Source organism: Pseudomonas sp. NPDC087614 (genome assembly GCF_044743485.1).
Taxonomy (GTDB): Bacteria; Pseudomonadota; Gammaproteobacteria; order Pseudomonadales; family Pseudomonadaceae; genus Aquipseudomonas; species Aquipseudomonas baetica_A.
In genome coordinates this window covers 1-19,748 of record NZ_JBIUWN010000076.1, presented here as the reverse complement: position 1 = coordinate 19,748, position 19,748 = coordinate 1, and the positions used below count along the sequence as shown (strand labels likewise).

The following is a 19,748-nucleotide window of genomic DNA, read 5'->3' as shown; positions in this document are numbered from 1 at the left end:
GGAGACGTTTTTATGCCAGCACCTACCTTTGCATTTCATCTTTCTCCTCGGGGCAAACTGCGCTGGGCGATTGCCAGCCTGTTCTTCGCCATCCACCTGCCAAGCGCATTGGCCGGCGGAGTCGTGGTCGCCCCGGGCCCTGGCGGTACCGCGCAATTGCAAACCCAGGGCGGTGTGCCCATCGTCAACATCGTTGCACCCAACGGCTCGGGTCTGTCGCACAACCAGTTCCTCGACTACAACGTCGATCGTCAGGGCCTGGTGCTCAACAACGCGTTGCAGGCCGGGCAATCACAACTCGCCGGGCAACTGGCAGCCAACCCGCAACTGCGGGGTCAAGCGGCAAGCGTGATCCTCAACGAAGTGATCAGCCGCAACCCCTCGGCCATCAACGGTGCGCAGGAAATCTTCGGTCGCGCTGCCGACTATGTGTTGGCCAACCCTAACGGCATCTCGGTGAATGGCGGCAGTTTCATCAACACGCCGAACGCTAATCTGGTGGTCGGTCGCCCGGAATTGAACGACGGCAAACTGCAGGCCTTGAGTACCCGTGATGCCAGTGGTCAGTTGCAGATTCAGAGCGGCGGCCTGCGTAACGACGAGGGCTCGATCAACCTGATCGCGCCGCGTATCGACAGCCAGGGCGCGATCAATGCCCGCGATCAATTGAACCTCACGGTCGGGCGCAATCAGGTTGATTACGCCAGCGGCCAAGTGAAAACCGTAGACCCTGCTGGCAACACCGGCGATCAACGCATTGATGCCAGCCTGTTCGGCGCGATGCAGGCTGGACGCATCAATATCGTCAGCACGGCCGAAGGTGCGGGTGTCAGGGTTGGTGCAGTACAAGTTGCGGGGCGCGACGGTGTGCAGATTCGTTCGGCCGGTGACCTCAGCGTCAGCGGCGAAGCTGTACCCAACAGCCTCGAAGTGACGCGTGCGGGCATCCGCAGCAGCGCTGGCGATGTGGGTTTGCACAGCGGCAAGGATCTGACCCTCGCCGCCACCGATGTCAGCGGCCGTGACGTTACGGTCGACGCCAAACGCAACCTGACCCTGACCACGGTCCAGAGCCGCAAGCTCCAGGAAAAGCGCGAGAACTGGAGCAATAGCACCATCGGCATCACTTGGGAAACCTACGACCGCACCCAGACCGACGCTGATTCGCGTCAACATGGCAGCCAGATCATCGCCAGCCGTGACGCCAAACTGTCGTCAGGCAAAGACACCGAATTGAAGGCCGCCAAGGTCGAGGCCGCGAACAATCTCAGCGTGCAAAGCGGCGGCGATCTGCGCCTGAGCGCCGCCACCGAAAGCCACACCCAGACCGATCAAGGCAACCACCGCAAACACCTGTGGAAAGCCAATTGGAACACCAGCAGCGAAGAGCAGCGCAGCGTCACCACCCAGTTGAAGGCTGGCAACATCGCCTTGAAAACCGCTGCGTTGTTGCGTTCCGAAGGCGCCGAGCTGGACAGCTCGGGCGACCTGCAACTGGCTGGCAAGCAAGTGGAAATCGCCACTGCCACGCGCACCCATCGCAGCAGCGACAATAGCTACTCCGGCGATCTGGTCGGCGGCGGTTTCTTCGGCAAGACCGGTGATGCCGACAAGGGCCAGATCCAGCATCAGGGCAGCAAAATCAACGCGGTCGGCAAACTGATCGTCAAGGCGCACGACGTGCGCATCAGCGCCAGCCAGGTGCGTGGCGGCACCGACGCCAGTGTGATCAGTGACAAGGGTTCGCTGGTCATCGACGGCGTACAGGACACCTCGCACAGCAACACCCACGACAAGGACAGCAAGTTCTTCGGCATCACCAAGGACGAGTCGCGCCAGAACGCCAAGGACAGCACCACGGTGCGCAGTGAACTGGTGTCCGACAGCAACCTCAAGCTCAAAAGCGCCAAGGACATCGAAGTGGCCGGTTCCACGGTCAAGGCTGACGGCGCGCTGACGGCCGATGCGGCGGGGGATGTGAACGTGCATTCGGCGCAGAACACCCACGACAGCACCCTTAGCACGCAGACCCGTGGCTTCGACGCTTATGCGAAAGAGCAAACGCCAGAGCAATATCGCGCCGGGATTCATTACGAAGACAAGCAGCAAACGGTGACCCGTAATGACGTCACCCAGCAAGGCGCCAGCCTCAGCGGTGGCAGCGTGCAGGTGAAGGCCGGTGGCGATCTGACGATCAAGGGCGGCGAGGTCAAATCCACTGCGGGCGACACCCACCTGAGCGGCAGGAATGTATCGTTGCTGGCCGAGCAGGACAGCCACAATACCTCCACCGACAAGAGCAGCACGGGTGGCGGCTTCTACTACACCGGCGGCCTCGACCGCGCCGGCAGTGGCGTCGATTTCGCCCACAGCACTTCGCAAGACACCACGAGCAAAACCACGGCGCAAACCAGCAGCGTGCACAGCAGCGGCAACCTGATGATCAATGCCGACAAGCTCGCCACCGAGGGCGCTCAAGTGAAGGCTGGCAGCGGCCTGAATGTTGCGGCCAACGAAATCGACAACCGCGCCGCCAGCAACACCCAAAGCAGCAGCCACAACGAGAGCAACTGGTCGGCGGATATCGGCGCCAACGTCGAATACAAAGACATCGCCCGGCCGATTGCCGGCGCCATCAAAGACGTGATCGGCGGCAAGCTGCCGGACAAGGATGCATTGGCTAATGTCGGTCAGCCGAACGTCGGTATCGACGTCGCAGTCGGCCACGGCAGTGCCAGCAAAACCGAGCAAACCAGTAGCGCCGTGGTTAGCCGTTTTGAGGGCGGTAATGTAGACGTCAACGTGGCTGGAGCGCTGCACGATCAGGGCACCGAGTACAACGCCACTGCCGGCAAGGTGAACATTACGGCAGACAAACTGGTCGCCGATGCGGCAAGCGACACCCACAGCAGCACCGATAACGCCGTGGACGCCAAGGTCGACGTGCGCGTCTACACCAAAACCGGTGAAGACGTGAACGTTGCCGGCAGCGGGGCGGGGGGCAGCAGTGTGTCCAGCAAGGACAGCTCCACCGCCGTGGTCGGCGTTTATGCCGGCAACCAGGGCGTGAACATCAAGGTGGGCGGCGATGCGCAGTTCGAAGGCAGCCGTTTCGACGGTGGGCAGGGCGGCGTCAGCATCAAGACTGACGGCAACCTGGCGCTCAATCAGGCCAATGATCGCCAGAGCAGCGACACCTCCAGCCTGCGCGGCAACGCTTCGCTGACGGTCGGTACCTTGCCGGGCACCGATGGCACCAACGTCGATCTCGGTGCCGGGTTCCAGCTCGATCACAGCGGCAAGCAAGCCACTGACACTCAGGCCCACGTGGCGAGCATCAGTGGCAACGGCGTGCAACTGAGCAGCGGCGGTAATCAGATCCAGCAAGGCACGAAAATCGACAGCGCGGGCGCCATCGATTTGCAGGCCGATGGCAAACTTGACCTGCAAGCCGCCAGCGACACCCACACCGCCACCGGCAGCAATCTGGGCGGTGGTTTGAAGGGCGGCGGCAGCAAAACCAGCAGCGAGAAGAGCCGTGATCAGGGGGGGAATCTGAGCGGCAACTTCAACATCGGTCGAGTCAACGAGAACTCGCAGACCCTGACTGGTGGTCAACTCAACAGCCAAACCTCGGTCGCACTGAGCGGTGATGCGGTGCATCTGCAAGGCACTCAAGTCAGTGCACCCCACGTCAGCATCGACGCGCAGAAGGGTGGTTACGTGCAGGAGTCGGCGCAGTCCACCGACAGCCGCAACAACTGGAACGTGGCGCTGAATGCCGGTGGCAACCTGAGCAGCAAAACGCCGACATCAGCCGATGAAAAAGCCAGCAGCGATCACGGTTTTAATGCCGGGGCCAAGTTTGGCGTGGATTACCTGCAAGGCACCACGCAGCAGAACAGCCAGATCAAGGCTGACAGCGTGGTGTTGAATAGTGCGGGTGATGCGCAACTGGCGGGGGCGCGGATTGAGGCGAAGAACGTCGGCGGTGAAGTTGCCGGTAATCTGAGTGTCGAAAGCCGTCAGGACTCGCAGACCCACGCCAAGGTCGACGTCGATCTGGGGCTGACAGCGAAGAAAAACCCACCCAGCGACAAGGAAAAACTTGCCGGCACCGACTACAAGCCAACGCTGAAAGCGCAGGGTGAATACGCGCACAAGGACAGCGTGAAACAAGCCTCCGGCATCAGCGCTAGCCAAGGTGTGAATCTGACTGTTCGCGGCACCACGCAACTGACCGGCGCGCGGATTTCGGCGAGTGAAGGCAAGGTTGATCTGGGGGGGGCGAAGGTCAGCAGTACCGACCTGAGCAACCTCGATTACGGCGTAAAGGCCGGGCTGGATCTGCCACAGAAAAAGGAAGAAAACGCAGCGAAGGTGTCCTTTGAGAACGGCAATCTGAACATCGGCCCGGTCACCCTGAGCGGTCATCTGGACAGTCAGACACTGCAAGCAGGAATCGACGAAAAAGGCTAATGACCCGCCACCCCATGCAAGAGCAGGCTCGCTCCTGCATGGGGTTCTCGCCGGGCACCGCAATGGTGTCCAGTGAGCCCTTACACGCTGAGGATTTGCTGTTCCTCATGCGTGTTCGTTACCTGGCTCTCCAGCAACGCCTCGACAAACTGCTTGCCGAATTGTTCCAGATACTGCCGCTGCAATAGGCATTCATGCGGCGCCTCAACGTCGTGCTGGATCAACTCACCGCTGATGTACGGCGCCCACAAGGCTGGCTGCTGTTCGTCCTGACGCAGGATGTCGGTGGTGGCGCGGATGAACAGCAAATCACCGTTGAACACCTCGTACTGTGTACGTGCGAGCAACTCCAGCATCCGCTTCGAATCGTCTACCAGACGGGTCAGGAACTCATCGCCGATATGCCGGCTGCCGAGCACTTCTTCCATCGCACTTTTCAGCCCCTTGAGCCCTGCACGGGGCGTGCCGACGATGGCGCGGGTCATGCGGCTGATGATCATCGCGTCGTCAAGTTTCAACGAAGCCTGGCCACCTTGCAGCGGGTAGCTGTCGAACATGCAAAGGAAGCTCACTTCACGCCCGCGCGCCTGCAGCATCGCGCCAATACGCAGCGCGAGGTTGCCACCCACCGACCAACCGGCCAGTTGATACGGCCCCTCGGGATGCAGGTCGACGATGCGTTGAAGGTATTCTGCGGCCAGATCATCCAGTGATTCGATGACTCGCGTCGGATCGCGCAGGATTGGCGATTGCAACGCGTACAACGGCTGATTTTCCGGCAGAAACGGCAGCAGACCGGCATAGGGCCAGGCAATCCCGCCGCCTGGATGGATGCAGAACAGCGGTGGCCGTGAACCTTCGCTGCGCAGCGTCAGAACGGCGTCGAATGGATCGCTGTCACCGCTGTTGTTTTGCAGACGCTGGGCCAGTTGTCGCGGGGTGGGGGCTGCGAGGAAATCGGCGATGCCCAGAGCAACACCAAACCGCTCCTTGATCCGGCTGATCAGTTGCAGCCCTAGCAGCGAATGGCCGCCGAGGTCGAAGAAACTCTGGTTGGCGAACACTTCGTTGCAGTCCAGCGCTTCGGCGAACAGCTTGCACATCGCCGCTTCTTCTGGCGTCTGCGCAGGTGACAGTTCACAGGCGTCGTAGAGTACCGCCGCGGGCAGACGATCCATCGCCAATTTACCGTTGGGCGTCAGCGGGAATTGGGCGACGCACATGATCACGCTCGGCACCATGTGCTGCGGCAGATGCCGGCCCAGTGCCTGTTTGAGCTGCTGACTGTCGAGACTGGAGTCCTTGCTGGCGACATAGCCGACAATGGCCGGGCCGTGGACAAGTTCACGCAACATCACCGCGGCGTCGTCGACTCCAGCGCAACCAAGCAGAACGTTTTTGATCTCGTCCAGTTCTATGCGCAAACCGCGCAGTTTGATCTGATTGTCCTGGCGGCCGAGGTAATGAATGCGCCCGGCGTGATCGAAGAACACCCGGTCACCTGCGCGGTACATCGTGCTCGCGCCGTCGAGCAGATCGGCAACAAAGCCTTTGGCGGTGAGGTCGGGACGGTTGCGATAACCGCGCGCAACGCCCGGGCCGCCGATGAACAGATCCCCCCAGGCCCCGGGTGGCAGCAAGCGCTGCTGGCCGTCGAGCACATACAGGCGCGTGTTGGCAGTGGCCGGCCCGATCGACAGATCCCCCGTGCCATAGCAGGCGTTGATCGAGGTGGCGAACGAGGTTTCCGTCGGGCCATAGACGTTGAGCAGGCGGCAATGCGAGAAGCGCGCGAGCAACGCCGGTGTACACGACTCACCGCCGAGCATGAGCACGGTGTCCTGCGGAAAGTCTTCGGTCTGATGGCAGGCAAGCAGGCTCGGGGTCATCACCAAAAGGTTGATGCTTTCACGCTTGACCAGTGTGGCCAAAGCTCTTCCGGGGCTACTGCTGACTTTGTCGGTGATCACCAGTTCAGCGCCGGCGAGCAAGGTCATCATGATTTCCAGCACCGACATGTCGAAACCGGCAGCGATGAATTGCAAGACTCGCGCGTGCGGCTTTAATTGCGCGGCATTGATGGCGGTGCGGGCGATCGGCACCAGATTGCGCTGCGTGACTTCGACGCCTTTGGGCTTGCCGGTGGAACCTGAGGTGTAGATCAGATAGCCCGGCAGTCCTGCATCGAATGGCGACAAAGGCTTCGTAGCCGCCGGTAGTTGCGCGAGGGTTTCGGCAGTCAGCCATAGCAGTTTGTCGGCAGCGATCTCGACCTTGAGTTGACTGCCCGGTGCGACGATCACCACGGTCGGGCTGGCATCGCTGAAAATGTGTTCGATGCGCGCCTCGGGCAGATCCGGATCGACCGGTACATAACAGGCGCCAAGTTTGAACAGGGCCACGGCGGCCACTGCCCATTCGAGGCTGCGCGAGAACATCACCACCACGCAGTCCCCGGCCTGCACACCACGCTCACGCAGATGTACCGCAAGGCGCGTGGCGTCATCGTCGAGGCGGGCATAGCTCAAGGTCCGTGCGCCTTGCGACAGTGCCGGGTGCTCGGCGTAATCGCGCACAGCGTCGGCAAAGGCCTCGGCGAATAACGGGAGTTTTTCCTGATGTGCAGGCAGTGCGTAATGGCGATGCTGCTCGTGGGGCAGGAACAAGTCGTAGTCGGCCGCAAGGGTTTGGGGCGAATTGGCGAAGTGTTCGAACAGTGCCGTCAGGCGCTGATAGTGCAGTTCAAGAGCCTCGGCAGAATATAGATCGGCATTGGCGTTGAATCCGATCTCCAGCCGACCATCGTCGTGGCGGTCGAAAATATCGATGCCCAAATGATCCGCCGGGCCATTGGCCACGTTCTGGATGGTCGTGTCGCAACCGGCAAAACCCGGACCTTGATCGTACGCAACGATGTTCAGCAGCGTGTTGAACAGCGGCTTGTTACCACGCTCGGTGTGCAGGTCGCGGATCATGCTTTCGCTGCGATAGTTTTGGTGCAGAAGGTGATGGCGCAGTTGTCGCTGCACGTTCGCCGCCACCGTCAGCACAGTGCTTTGAGGCGTGAACGACAAGTGCAGCGGCAGGATGTTAGCGACCATCGACGGCACATTGCGCAATGCCTTGAGCTGACGCGCCGCCACCGGCATGCCCAGGGCCAGTTCGTTTTGCCCGGTCATGCGGTGCAGGTATGTCGCGCACAGCGCCAGCAGAATGCTCGACAGGCGTAGCTTATGTTCGCCCGCCGCCGCGCGCAGTTGTAACAGGGTTTCACCGCCGAACACCTTGCGCAGACGATTGAGTTTGATCAGCGGCGCATCACCGGGCACCAGTTGTGTCGGCTCGGGCATCTTCAGGCAGTACTGGCGCCAATAGGTACGATCCTTGGTGTACATGTCGCTATGGCGATAGTCCTCCTGCGCATCAAACACGCTCGACAGCGGCGCCAGCTCGAGTTTTTCGACCGCCTCGCCACGACTGAGCGCGTTGTAATGGGCCGTGATGTTGCTGAACACAATGCCGTGGCTGAAACCGTCCACCACCAGGTGTGAAGCCAACTCGATCATGCGGTAGTGCTGTGGTGCGAGACAGATCAGCACGTAACGGGCCAGCGGCCCGTGTTGCAAATCCATTTCCTGGTGCAGCAGGTACTCGAGCAGATCTTTGTAGGCGTCCAAAGGATTGGCGTGATCACTGACGTCCAGGCTTTCGAACGCCTTGGCGGGAAGGGCATCGGTAGGCTGAATGTGTTGTGCATAGGTGCCGGTAGCCGGGTCTATATCGAAGGTCGCGCGCAAGGTGTCGGTTTGCAGGAATTGCGTGCGGATGGCGGCTTCGAGCCACTCAAGATTCAGCTCGCCACGCAGTTCGATGACGTCGCACAAGTGGTAGTTAAGATTGCTGTGGCTCTGGCTGATCGCCAGGCAGACTTCCTGTTGCGCCGTGGAAAGCGGGCACGGGTGTACGTCACGCATAAGAGTCATCCTTTCTTCCGTTGCGTCGGGTTTTTTGCAGGCAATAGCGTGCCTATTCCACTTGGCGCAAAAGCGACAGAGGCGGAATCGACGGCAAGCGCCGTTTCAGTTTTTTCAGAGGTGCGCCAGGTGAGTCAGGCGGGGCTGGAACCTTTGCTTGACGCCAATCCTTGGCGGTGTTTCTTGTTGTTGGCTTGACGCATTTGGTAACACGTCGGCACTTAACTTAGAAGCAGGAAATGCCGCTGTCAACTAACTGATTTGTGAGTTTTGACAGGGGGATTTTCTGCAGGCGCTGACGGAGGCCGCCACTTTTTGACCTTTGCGTTAGAACAGCACAATCAAAAAGTCCTCCTGATCCGGCAGGTGCACTCGGTTCAGACCTTCAACACTTTGCCACCCATGGCCACGGCCACCAGCAACACCGCCATCAACCCGAACGCAAAACTCAAACTGCTGGCATGGGCAACAAAACCAATCACCGCCGGCCCGGCCAGAATCCCTGCATAGCCCAGTGTGGTGATTGCTGGCACGGCGATGCTTTCCGGCATCACGGTTTGTTTACCGACGGCGGTGTAGAGCACCGGCACGATGTTCGAGCAGCCGGCGCCGACCAGCGCATAGCCGACCAGCGCGGCTTGCCAGCTCGGCGCGAAGGTCGCCAGAAACAGGCCTGCCGCCGCCAATAAACCGCCGAACAGGATAATGCGCGTGGCGCCGACAATGCGGACGATCCGGTCACCCATCAAGCGTCCTGCGGTCATGGTCAGGGCAAACGCGGCATAACCCAAACCGGCGTACGCGGTTTCGATCCCGCGTTCCTGCGTCAGGAACACCGCACTCCAGTCCAACGCCGCGCCTTCGGTGAGAAACACGATGAAGCACATCCCGCCAATAAACAGCACGATGCCGTGCGGTACGGCAAATGCCGGGCCGGCGCTTTCGCTACCGTAAGGCAGCATGTGGGGCACGCACTTGCACAACGCGGCAAACAGCACCGCCACCACCACCAGCATTGCCGTCAGCGGTGTCAGCCCAAGGCCGAGCAGGGCGCTGACGCCGGCCGCGCCTACAATCCCGCCGAGACTGAACAAGCCGTGAAAGCCCGACATCATGTGCTTGCCGCTGGCGCGTTCGACGATCACCGCTTGCAGGTTCACCGTCGAATCCACCGTGCCCAGCCCTGCGCCGAACATGAACAGCGTGGCGACCAATGCCGGTATCGATGACACCGTCGCCAGCAACGGTAACGCCGCGCAGATCAGCAGCGTGCCGCCGGTTGCCACGCGGCGACAGCCGAACCGCGCCGCGAGAATCCCTGCCAATGGCATCGCCAGGATCGAACCGACGCCCAGACATAACAACAACAGTCCCAGCGTGCCCTCATCGAGTCCGGCCCGAGCCTTGGCGTACGGCACCAGCGGCGCCCACGCGGCGATGCCGAGCCCGGCGATGAAGAACGCGATGCGTGTGGAGATCTGTTGCAGGCGTCCGGGGACGAAGGTGTCTTGGGGGGTGAGGCTGGTCATATCGATCCTTGGCAAAAAACATCGCGTCCCCGAAGGACAGTGACTGGGCGTCGAGGTTCGATCGCAGGCCTTCGGGACGTGCAGCCCACATCCTAACCCGCTCCCACATGGATCGTGCCAGTCGGTAAAGTGATGTGCTTTGCAAACGCGGATTCAGGAGCCAGTGATGACGCAGTTCTACGATGCCCGAGGCAACCTCTATGGGGTGATTTCGCCCCAAGCGCTGCGTGAGGCCGGTATTGAGTTACCCGCCAGCGCCGACGACTGTGCGTCATCACGGCAGGCGTGGAGTCATCTGGCTGTAGCGCTTTGTTGCGACTGGCCCGAGGGGCAGGCACCTGAGGGGAGCAAATCCCACCGCAGCGACGGGTTGCTGGTTGGCCCGTTTCAGGCCGCGCCGCCGTTTGATGTCTTGATCGTCAACACCGACGGCACACTCGCCGAACGCAGCGGCAACGGCCTGACGATTTTCTCCCAAGCGCTGACCGAGCAAGGTGTGCTGCCGGCACATGGGGCGCTGCTGCGCGTCCATCACGACAAGGGCCAACCGGTGGAAACCTCGGTGAAACCGGCCGAAGTCGAAGGCGTAAAAGGCTTTTGGCTTGACCTCGGCCAACCCGGATTCGGCCCATCGGCAGTCGGTGCGCAGAATGTCGAAAGCCGTGAGCTCAATGGGCGGGACGTGAGCCATGTTCCTGCCTTGGCGCTACTCGATCCCGCGTGGCGCCACAGCCAGTTCGTGCGTATCGGCAATCCGCATTGCGTGACGCTGCTCAGCGATGCGGCCGCTTTGCCGAGCAACGATCAGATGCGCGTTTCACCGCTGACCGAAGGCCTGACCCGGATTGCCTACGCGATGCCGACCGGCGTTGGCAATCCGTGTCCGGCGGGTGTGAACCTGCAATGGGCCGCGCGCGGATCAGCGCAGCGGATCATCGCGCGGGTATTCGAACGCGGCGAAGGGCCGACGGCGTCATCGGGCACCAGCGCCAGTGCGGTGGCTTGCGCGGCGTGGCGTGCAGGCTGGGTCACGGCCGCAGAAGTGTACGTGGAGATGCCTGGCGGCACTGCCCCCATTTTGCTGCAAGCACACAAGGGAGAACTGAACCGCGTGCGTTTGTTCGGAACGGCACGGTTAACTGATTAGCCGGTTACCCACATTTGTAGGCGGGTGATGCGGCTATTGCGAGCTGATGCTCTGCGTCAGTTTCAGAAACTTCGGGATGACGGCCTCGGGCGCAGGCGTCAGGTCCTTCAAACCGTCAGTGCCTTTTTGGAAGGTGAACATCTGCGTCGCAATCAACGGACTGACCAAACCGCCGACATGGGCTATGGCAAACCAGGCGCGATCCTGCTCGGCGGATTCCGGCCGAGGGTCCAAGCGCCAGCCTTCGAGGGTGGTCATGCGTTTGCCGATGTAGAACTTTTCCATGATCTTCGACTTTTTCCAGTTTTCCGCGTCATAGCCGGGGCGGTAGTCGGTGTCGTAGGTGCCTCGGGTAGCTTTGGTCGGGTCGCTTTGCGAGGCATTGATCAGGCTCATGATCACGTTGGGTGTGCTGGTGAAACGCAGGCTGTTCTTCACGCTGAAACCGGTGTTGCCGTCGTCGTGAATGAAACCGTATGGCATGCATACGCCCGGGCCTTTGGGGACTTGGTAGAGGTCGCGGGCTTCAAATCGGGCGACGAGATCTTTGATCCTTTGCGCGGCATTCTCGGTCGGTTTGTTCATATGGAAGTAAAACACCCGGTTGTTGCGCCAGAGGAGAAACTCGTAGGGAGTTTCTTTTGTGCCCAAGACATGGGCGTCCGGAATGCCCATGTCATGTTCGTATTTTTTGGTTTGTTGTATCTGCTCTTCGAGTTTCGTGATTTCTTTTTCTTGGTTTTTGACGATGTCGGCGGAGTAATTCATTCGCTTGATCGATGCGAGCAGGCGCTCGTTTGTTTTCAGATCGGCCTGCAATATTTTCTTGAAACTTTCGGTTTCATGAACAATGGCATTGCGTTGCCTATCAAATTTTTCATGTGTTGTGACATCGCTGACTCTGATGGTCAGTTCGTCATAGTCGTAACTGACATAGTCACCCACTGCGTGGATATTCTTTGAAAAAACATGACCGCCAGCGCCTTTTATATTGCTGCGCTCAATTGGGAACGTTGCCCATTCGAATGCTTCCGGTGATTGAAATCGGGTTCGTCCCAGGCATTCTCGCAAGGTAGCGTCAGCAGATACGGACTGTGCGGCCAGTATAAGGCTGGCGAGTGTGATGATGACTCGTGTCATGAACTGTGCTCATTTCGAAGCGAGATTTCAGCTATTGCGAGCTGATGCTCTGCGTCAGTTTCAGAAACTTCGGGATGACGGCCTCGGGCGCAGGCGTCAGGTCCTTCAAACCGTCAGTGCCTTTTTGAAAGGTGAACATTTGCGCCGCAATCAACGGACTGACCAGACCGCCGACATGGGCTATGGCAAACCAGGCGCGATCCTGCTCGGCGGATTCCGGCCGAGGGTCCAAGCGCCAGCCTTCGAGGGTGGTCATGTGTTTGCCGATGTAGAACTTTTCCATGATCTTCGACTTTTTCCAGTTTTCCGCGTCGTAGCCGGGGCGGTAGTCGGTGTCGTAGGTGCCTTCGGTAGGTTTGGCCTGTTCCCCTTGCGAGGCATTGATCAGGCTCATGATTACGTTGGGCGTGCTGGTAAAGCGAAGGCTGTTCTTCACGTTGAAACCGGTTTTGCCGTTGTCATGAATGAAACCGTAGGGCATGCAAACGCCTGGGCCTTCGGGCACTTGATAGAGGTCGCGGGCTTCGAAGCGGGTGGCAAGGTCTTTGATCCGCTGCGCTGTATTCTCGGCGGGTTTGTTCATATGGAAATAGAACACCCGGTTGTTGCGCCACAGCAGGAACTCGTAGGGCGTCTTTTCGCTGCCCAATACATGTGAATCAGGAATTCCCAAGTCATGCTCGTGTTTTTTTATTTTAGGTATTTGCTCTTCTAGATTTTTTATTATGGCTTCCTGTTTTTGGATGGTGTCGGGGAGGTAGTTCATTTCCTTGATCGATACCAAAAGATGCTTGTTGGTATCAAGTTTTTCCTTTAGCCGGTTTTTGTACATTTCGGTTTCGTGAACAATGGCATTGCGCTGCCTATCAAATTCTTCACGTGTTGTGATATCGCTGACTCTGACGGTAAGTTCATCATAGTCGTAACTGACGTAGTCACCCACAGCGTGAACATTTTTTGAAAAAACATGCCCGCCAGCGCCTTTTATATTGCTGCGCTCAATTGGGAACGTTGCCCATTCGAATGCTTCCGGTGACTGGAATTTGGTACGTCCCAGGCATTCTTGCAAGGTAGCGTCAGCAGATGCGGACTGTGCGGCCAGTAAAAGGCTGGCGAGTGTGATGATGACTCGTGTCATGAACTGTGCTCATTTCGAAGCGAGATTTCTGTTATTGCGAGCTGATGCTCTGCGTCAGTTTCAGAAACTTCGGGATGACGGCCTCGGGCGCAGGCGTCAGGTCCTTCAAACCGTCAGTGCCTTTTTGAAAGGTGAACATCTGCGCCGCAATCAACGGACTGACCAAACCGCCGACATGGGCTATGGCAAACCAGGCGCGATCCTGCTCGGCGGATTCCGGCCGAGGGTCCAAGCGCCAGCCTTCGAGGGTGGTCATGTGTTTGCCGATGTAGAACTTTTCCATGATCTTCGACTTTTTCCAGTTCTCCGCGTCGTAGCCGGGGCGGTAGTCGGTGTCGTAGGTGCCGGTAGTGGGTTTTGTAGGGTCGCCTTGCGAGGCGTTGATCAGGCTCAAAATCACATTGGGCGTGCTGGTGAAACGCAGGCTGTTCTTCACGCTGAATCCGGTTTTACCGTCGTCATGGATGAAACCGTAGGGCATGCACACGCCCGGGCCAGTAGGCACTTGGTAGAGGTTGCGAGGTTCGAAACTCGCGATCAGATCCTTGATGGCGTTCTTCCGTTCTTGATCCAGTGTTTTGAAATTGAAGTAATAGATTCGGTTGTTGCGCCAAAGAAGAACCTCGGTTGGCGTTGTCTGACTGCCGAGGACATGCGAGTCGTTAATGCCTAGGTCATGTTCTTCGATGGCAGTTTGGGCAACGGATTTTTCCAGATCAGCGATTATTTTTTTCTGTCGATCTAAGACTTCTTGGCTATATCCCATCGTGCTGATGCTCTGCAGCAGCTTCTTGTTCGTTTCGATTTCCTCCATTACCTCTCTTTTAGCCATCTCACCCTTATGAACAATGGCATTACGTTGTGTCTGGAAATCTTCAATGGTTGTGATGCCACTCACTCTGACCGTAATTTGGTCATTGTTGTAGCTAAGGTACTCATGCTCGGCACTTATGTTGTTGCTGAACGTATGCCCGCCACCCTCGCTGATCAGATGCTTAGCGGTGGGGTAGGTGGCCCACTCCATGCTTTCGAGCGCATTAAATGTAGTCCGCCCGATGCATTCTTTTTTCGGCTCTTCAGCGCTGCTTATTTCACACAAGCCAACCAAACTGACAATCAAGAGACAGGTATACGATTTCATGAGTGTTTGATTTCCTCTTGCGTTGGCGCGTCCACACAGGCCAGTGCGCGATCATCATTTTTGTCCGGGACGTTGGCTAGGATGGTGATGTTCAAGTCTGAGTTGTTATTTTCATGGAGTGTCCATTTTATCGGTAGCTCGGTGATGAAGCCCTTGATGCCCACAGGCGCGATATAGGCGGGTTCTTTGGTCAGTGTTTTACTTTCCCAAAAGCCGTTTTCATACGGCATAGGTGCTACTAACTGGCCACCGAGCCTTGCGTTGTCCGGATCTCTGTAGCTCCAGGTAGGCCAGATGGAAGCCGCTTGCTTTCCTGACTTGTTTCGAGGAATGAACCCAAAGGAGCTTTCATAGGCGGCCGTATTCAGCTTGGCCTGCGACTGTATTTCTCTCCAGGTTTTCTCGGCAGCGGGTTGGTCAAGGTACTTACCCAAATCGCTTGCCGGTTTGACAGAGCCTGTCGTGAGGCCTATGCCGAAGTGCTTCTTCCACAAGTCTCTGCGTAATTTATTGATGCTTTTACCCACCTGATGCGTAGCTTTGCCGTCGAGCATGATCGATGTCGGCTCGCTGTCACGCACGATCACCGCCAGTTCCGAGTCGCGCATGCCGTAAAGACTACGATCGTTGATATTGGCGCTGCCTAGAATCGCTACGCGATCGTCTGCAATCAACAGTTTGCTGTGAACATAAATCTGCTCGGTTACCACTCTGCCGCTCTTGAAATTGTGCCAAGTGCGGAGGTTTAGGAGGGTCAGGTGCTTTGTCCAGTCTTGCTGGGCATATACGGGCTGTCCGAAGCTGTCCTTGCGCTCAATGATTTTGGCTGCTTCTTCCCGGCTAGCGCCGCGATCCATCATCGACTTCAGCGCCATATGTCGCTGAATGAGCTTAACCAGACTCTGTTCGCCGAACACTAGGCTTTGCATAGTCAAATGAATCTGATGCATCAGGTTGAGCACGTTGAGCGCGCCTTCGGGGTGTACCGGCAGGATCATGTAAACATGGAACTGGCGGTTTTCCCTGATTGCTCGTCCAATTCGGTCAGCAAGTGCCTTACCAATGCTATTGGTTAGTTTCTGTTCTTTGCCGAGTTTTCGGGTTAGCCAGCCTTGAGCGTTGGTTTGCCAGATTTTTAGGAAGCTGTCGATAAACTTACGCGCTTCGGCACCGGGTTGCTGACTTATGGCGTCGACTTCTTTCCAGTCGATCAAGGTAAAGTCCTGATCAGTCAATGCTTCATTTAGTTTGATGCGGGCCACGAAGTCATGATTCAAGGTGGATGGGTCCCGCAGACTGGCCATCGGACCAGACATTGCTTTACTGGCCGGTAGTTCGCCTTCATCACCGAAATCGGTCTGGAAAAACTGGTTTTCGATGTAGATGAAATGCTGCGCACTGGAAATCGTCTGCAGCATTGCGCTGTGGCAGTTGGCTTGCACACCACCGGCATTGATGCCTGGGGGTAATGGTAAATTCACCTTGGCTCGGCTACGGCCTTTGGCTTCCTGTGCAGTCATCGTTGCAGAAGCACTGCGCAAAACCTGCACACTGACCTTACCTGTCACTGCTTGTGGCGTCGTCGGCAGGGAAGCCGGCTGATTGATCCACACTGGTTTGGGCATCGGCAGGTTCAGTTGCAGACGATTGTTGCTATCGAGGTGATGGGGCAAGCCTGCCTGCTTGGTCAAAGTGTTCAACCATTCCATTAGCGCCGCGACGACATCCGTTTTTTCCAGGTTTTTGATGTCGGCTATGTAGGCTTGCTGGCCGTTCCAGCGATCAATGAAGTTGCGTGACAAATCGTAGACCGAAGGCCCTTCGATGCGACTGTGGACATCCTGCCACGGCATGCGGGGCTGGTCGTCACCTAGACGACTGTAATCACCAGAAGCGAGCGGCTGTGGTGTGTGTTTTAGGTAATGATAGGGTTCGACATGACTCTCTAATCGGTTTTGAAACAGAGCATATAGGTGGCCCATAAGCGAGCTTGCGACCTGGTTGATATTGTTTAGCCAAGCCATTTTGTCAGTCGGTATGGCGTCGTAGCCCTTGTCGCAGAACATGCCGACCATACGCCCAAGATCGGTTGAGCTCATCCAATTGTTAATTAGTTCATAGCTCTTCATACGCAAGGCCATTTTCAGGCTGCCTTTGGTGTTTTCGACTTGTTCGATCCAAACTTTCATCTGGCTTTGCAGAGGCTCTGCGATTGGCAGTCTTTTCCAGTTGTGTTGGACCAGTGCGCTGATTTGTCGAATGAGCGTATCGGTCAGGTATTTTCTTGCGCCGGCCAAGGGGTCAAAGTTACCCGCGACAGCTTTGGCGCTATTGAAGACCTTTGCTCCTTGCTCGACTATCGGCAATGCGGGACTAGAGAAGAAGTTTTGCAGACGAACCGCACCATTAATCACCTCTGCGCGGTTAGGCGCAGGAACTTTGACGGGGCCGACAGAAAGGTCGACAGAAGGTTTGGATAGGTCGAACAGCGTTCCCATCAGTAGGCCGGTACGACTGACATGCGTATGTTTATCCATCCAGCCCAGATGCGGAATTCCCGGGTTGTACGCGTCGTTGCCCTTGCGATCGCGGGCATCAAGGCTGAAGTTGTTGTCATCACGACGCCCGTAAGCCAGATCGATGCCGCCGACGTAGCCGATCTTGTTGTCGATCACCACGCATTTCTGGTGGTGAGAAAATGTTGAACCCAGGCCTTTCATGTCGCTTTGCTGGATGGCCGGTGTACAAAATGCGCGCGCGCCGCCGAGCCCTGCGTTGAGTTGGAATACCGCGAGCATGGTTTCGAAGTCGTGGGTGCCGACGCTAGCTGCGGGACTCAGCCACGGCATGACGAAGACTTTGAGGGTCGGCGTTTTCACCAGTGCGGCGTGCAGGCATTCCCAAAGGCTTTGTTTGCCGTCCAGCGTGACGTCGTAGTTGATTTGCCAGCCCGTGATGAAAATCGAGGTTTGGGCATTGCCGATTTCAGTGGCCAGATCCTTGTAGTAGTCCTCGCCGGTGGTGAAGAAACGCACGTCATTGCCGCTGCGCTTGGGTGCGAAGGCCGACTCGTCCTGGATGAAGAAGTCCGGCGCGTTCACCGCTGGCAGGGCCTTGCCCTGAGCTGTATTGATCTGGCTGATTTCTTTGTGGCGAATGCCGTTGTAAGGCGTTGCTGAGTCCGTCATGGTCATTCGTCCCTGGTTTGCAACTGGTTGTACGGATTGCCGTCGGCGAGCAGATCCTGTTTGCTGCGTTCACTGTTCGCCGTACTGATCCGGCCATGTTTGGCGCTGTCGTGAAAGTCTAGGGCGGCGAGGGCGAAGCGCTCCTTGTCGGCTTCCGAGGGTTCGTCATGCAGCGCCACTGGCACGCGTTGCCCCGGATAGCAGAGCCACAGAGGGCCCTTGGTCGCATAGGCTTGGGACAACTTCAAACGCTGGGTTTCATCGATGTTGACCCGTCCGTCGTCGTCGGTTTGACCTTCTAGCAAGGGGGCCTGCTCGCCGTCCTGAACAATCGACCAAGCGGTGTGTGCCAACGGGAAACCTTCGTCCCCCGGGACGTCAGTCAACTTGATATCGAAGAAATACTCCCTTGGCTTGGCCGGTGGTGCGATGACGCCGGGTTGGGCGGTGTCGAGCAAATTACCGGGTTTGGCTGACGGCGGTGGTATCGGCAGTTTCGGCAGCAAAATCGCAATCCCTGACCCGGTTCCCGCAGCCCCCCCGGCATTGATTTTCACCACCGGCCCAACCACCGTCACGCCGCCAGCATCAAGCTTGATAAAGCTACCGCCACCCAACACGGTCAGTTCCGTTCCCGCCTCGATCACCATTTTGTCGCCAGACTTCAGGTGGATTTCTTTCCCGGCATGGGTCAATTGAGCGGTGCCGAGTTTGATGTGCTGGTTTTGGGTCACGGACAGGTGATCGTCGGCCTTCACTTCAATTTTTCGGTCGGCAATCGTGGTGCGGTGTTCTTCGGCCTTGAGCTCGGTGTAGGTGTTCTTCTCGACGGTGTCGTGGCGTTCGTTGCCGACCCGAATCTTCTGGTCATGCTCTACGTTTTCATCCCAATCCCGCTGCGCATGAATGTAGATCTGCTCCGCACCTTTCTTGTCTTCAATGCGCAGTTCGTTGTACCCACCACCACCCGGCGAGCTAAGCGTTTTGAACACGCTGCGCGTCTTGTTTGCCGGCAAGGCGTATGGCACCGGGTTTTCCTTGTGGTACAGGCAGCCGGTCACCAGCGGTTGGTCGGGGTCGCCTTCGAGGAAGGTGACGAGGACTTCCATGCCGATGCGCGGGATGCTGATGGCGCCGTAGCGGTCGCCGGCCCAAGAGCTGGAAACGCGCAACCAGCAGCTGGTTTTGTCGTCGGCCTGGCCTTCGCGGTCCCAGTGGAACTGCACTTTGATGCGGCCGTATTGGTCGCAGTGGATTTCTTCGCCTTTGGGGCCGGTGACGTGGGCGGTCTGGCTGCCGAGGACGCGGGGTTTCGGGTGCTCCAGCGGCGGGCGATAGAACACGTCCCACGGGGTGGCGAGGAAGGTGTTGCGGTAGCCCTGGTGGAAGTCGTCTTTGTTGTCGGTGGTGTCGCTGGTCACGCCTTCTTCGAGGACTTGCGGCTGTTTGCCTTCGTGGACGATTTCGGTGAGCAGCCACAGGTCATTCCACTCGGTGCGCGGGTGGTCGGACATTTCCATGAAGTGGCCGCTGACCAGTGTGGTCTGGTCGCCGCGACCTTCAGCCTGGCGGTAGTCGGCGCGGTGGCGTTCGAGGGCGCGTTGGCTGAGGAACTTGCCGCGCGCGCGGTCGATGAAGCGGCCGGGGTAGTCGTAGTCTTCCAGATCCGGCTCAGTGCTGTCGCCTTCAGGCTTATAAGCAGCTTCCATTTGCAGGCGCGGTTTTTCGAAGTCGTAGTCGCGGCGGGTGACGCGGCGGGTGCGGGTTTCCAGGCGCAGCTTGAAGCCTTTGATCACCGGTTCGTCGGCGACCATGCCGCTGCCCTGCACGTAAGCGGTCGGCTGACCGAGTTTCGGGAACACAGTCTGGTCGTCGCCGAACACCAGCAGGTGGGCTTTTTCGCTGTGCTGGAAGTGATAGTGAATGCCTTCCTCTTCGCACAGACGCTGGACGAAATGCAGGTCGGTTTCGTCGTACTGCACGCAATAGTCGCGATCCGGGCACGGCTGGCT

The 19,748-nt window shown here is 58.1% G+C and carries 9 protein-coding genes; 2 read left to right on the top strand and 7 right to left on the bottom strand.

Features of this window, described 5'->3' with window-relative positions:
- Positions 1 to 12: 12 nt before the first annotated feature.
- A complete protein-coding gene (locus ACIOWA_RS22625; RefSeq protein WP_401162022.1) occupies positions 13 to 4,479 on the top strand; it encodes a hemagglutinin repeat-containing protein in 4,467 nt (1,488 codons plus the stop codon).
- Positions 4,480 to 4,559: 80 nt separating this feature from the next.
- Here the strand turns inward: ACIOWA_RS22625 and ACIOWA_RS22620 are convergent, their stop codons facing one another.
- A complete protein-coding gene (locus tag ACIOWA_RS22620) occupies positions 4,560 to 8,453 on the bottom strand; it encodes an amino acid adenylation domain-containing protein (RefSeq protein ID WP_401162020.1) in 3,894 nt (1,297 codons plus the stop codon).
- Positions 8,454 to 8,830: 377 nt separating this feature from the next.
- Entirely contained in the window at positions 8,831 to 9,982 is a 1,152-nt protein-coding gene (locus ACIOWA_RS22615) for an MFS transporter (RefSeq protein WP_401162019.1), read from the bottom strand.
- A gap of 166 nt (positions 9,983 to 10,148) precedes the next feature.
- Between ACIOWA_RS22615 and ACIOWA_RS22610 the strand changes: the two genes are divergently transcribed.
- Complete coding sequence (locus ACIOWA_RS22610; RefSeq protein WP_401162017.1) at positions 10,149 to 11,129, top strand: diaminopimelate epimerase; 981 nt, start codon at positions 10,149 to 10,151, stop codon at positions 11,127 to 11,129.
- Positions 11,130 to 11,162: 33 nt separating this feature from the next.
- Here ACIOWA_RS22610 and ACIOWA_RS22605 read toward each other — a convergent pair whose 3' ends face one another.
- From ACIOWA_RS22605 to tssI, 5 genes are all read right to left on the bottom strand, one after another.
- On the bottom strand, positions 11,163 to 12,269 hold the full coding sequence (locus ACIOWA_RS22605; protein WP_401162015.1) for a hypothetical protein: 1,107 nt from the start codon (positions 12,267 to 12,269) through the stop codon (positions 11,163 to 11,165).
- 31 nt (positions 12,270 to 12,300) lie between these two features.
- Positions 12,301 to 13,407, bottom strand: coding sequence for a hypothetical protein (locus tag ACIOWA_RS22600; protein ID WP_401162013.1), 1,107 nt, complete (start codon positions 13,405 to 13,407; stop codon positions 12,301 to 12,303).
- Between the two features lie 31 nt (positions 13,408 to 13,438).
- Entirely contained in the window at positions 13,439 to 14,548 is a 1,110-nt protein-coding gene (locus tag ACIOWA_RS22595; protein WP_339466783.1) for a hypothetical protein, read from the bottom strand.
- Positions 14,545 to 17,736 carry a phospholipase D-like domain-containing protein gene (locus ACIOWA_RS22590; RefSeq protein ID WP_401162011.1) on the bottom strand — a complete coding sequence of 1,064 codons (3,192 nt, stop codon included), beginning with the start codon at positions 17,734 to 17,736 and terminating at the stop codon, positions 14,545 to 14,547. Before ACIOWA_RS22590 ends, ACIOWA_RS22595 begins: the two co-directional genes overlap by 4 nt.
- A gap of 2 nt (positions 17,737 to 17,738) precedes the next feature.
- Positions 17,739 to 19,748, bottom strand: a 2,010-nt coding sequence (tssI, locus tag ACIOWA_RS22585; RefSeq protein ID WP_401162009.1) for a type VI secretion system tip protein TssI/VgrG, incomplete at its 5' end; no start/stop codon positions are given.

Excerpts from the sequence above, each read along its gene's own strand:
- ACIOWA_RS22625 (WP_401162022.1), top strand. The coding sequence starts at position 13 with ATGCCAGCACCTACCTTTGCATTTCATCTTTCTCCTCGGGGCAAACTG.
- ACIOWA_RS22620 (WP_401162020.1), bottom strand. The coding sequence starts at position 8,453 with ATGCGTGACGTACACCCGTGCCCGCTTTCCACGGCGCAACAGGAAGTC.
- ACIOWA_RS22615 (WP_401162019.1), bottom strand. The coding sequence starts at position 9,982 with ATGACCAGCCTCACCCCCCAAGACACCTTCGTCCCCGGACGCCTGCAA.
- ACIOWA_RS22610 (WP_401162017.1), top strand. The coding sequence starts at position 10,149 with ATGACGCAGTTCTACGATGCCCGAGGCAACCTCTATGGGGTGATTTCG.
- ACIOWA_RS22605 (WP_401162015.1), bottom strand. The coding sequence starts at position 12,269 with ATGACACGAGTCATCATCACACTCGCCAGCCTTATACTGGCCGCACAG.
- ACIOWA_RS22600 (WP_401162013.1), bottom strand. The coding sequence starts at position 13,407 with ATGACACGAGTCATCATCACACTCGCCAGCCTTTTACTGGCCGCACAG.
- ACIOWA_RS22595 (WP_339466783.1), bottom strand. The coding sequence starts at position 14,548 with ATGAAATCGTATACCTGTCTCTTGATTGTCAGTTTGGTTGGCTTGTGT.
- ACIOWA_RS22590 (WP_401162011.1), bottom strand. The coding sequence starts at position 17,736 with ATGACGGACTCAGCAACGCCTTACAACGGCATTCGCCACAAAGAAATC.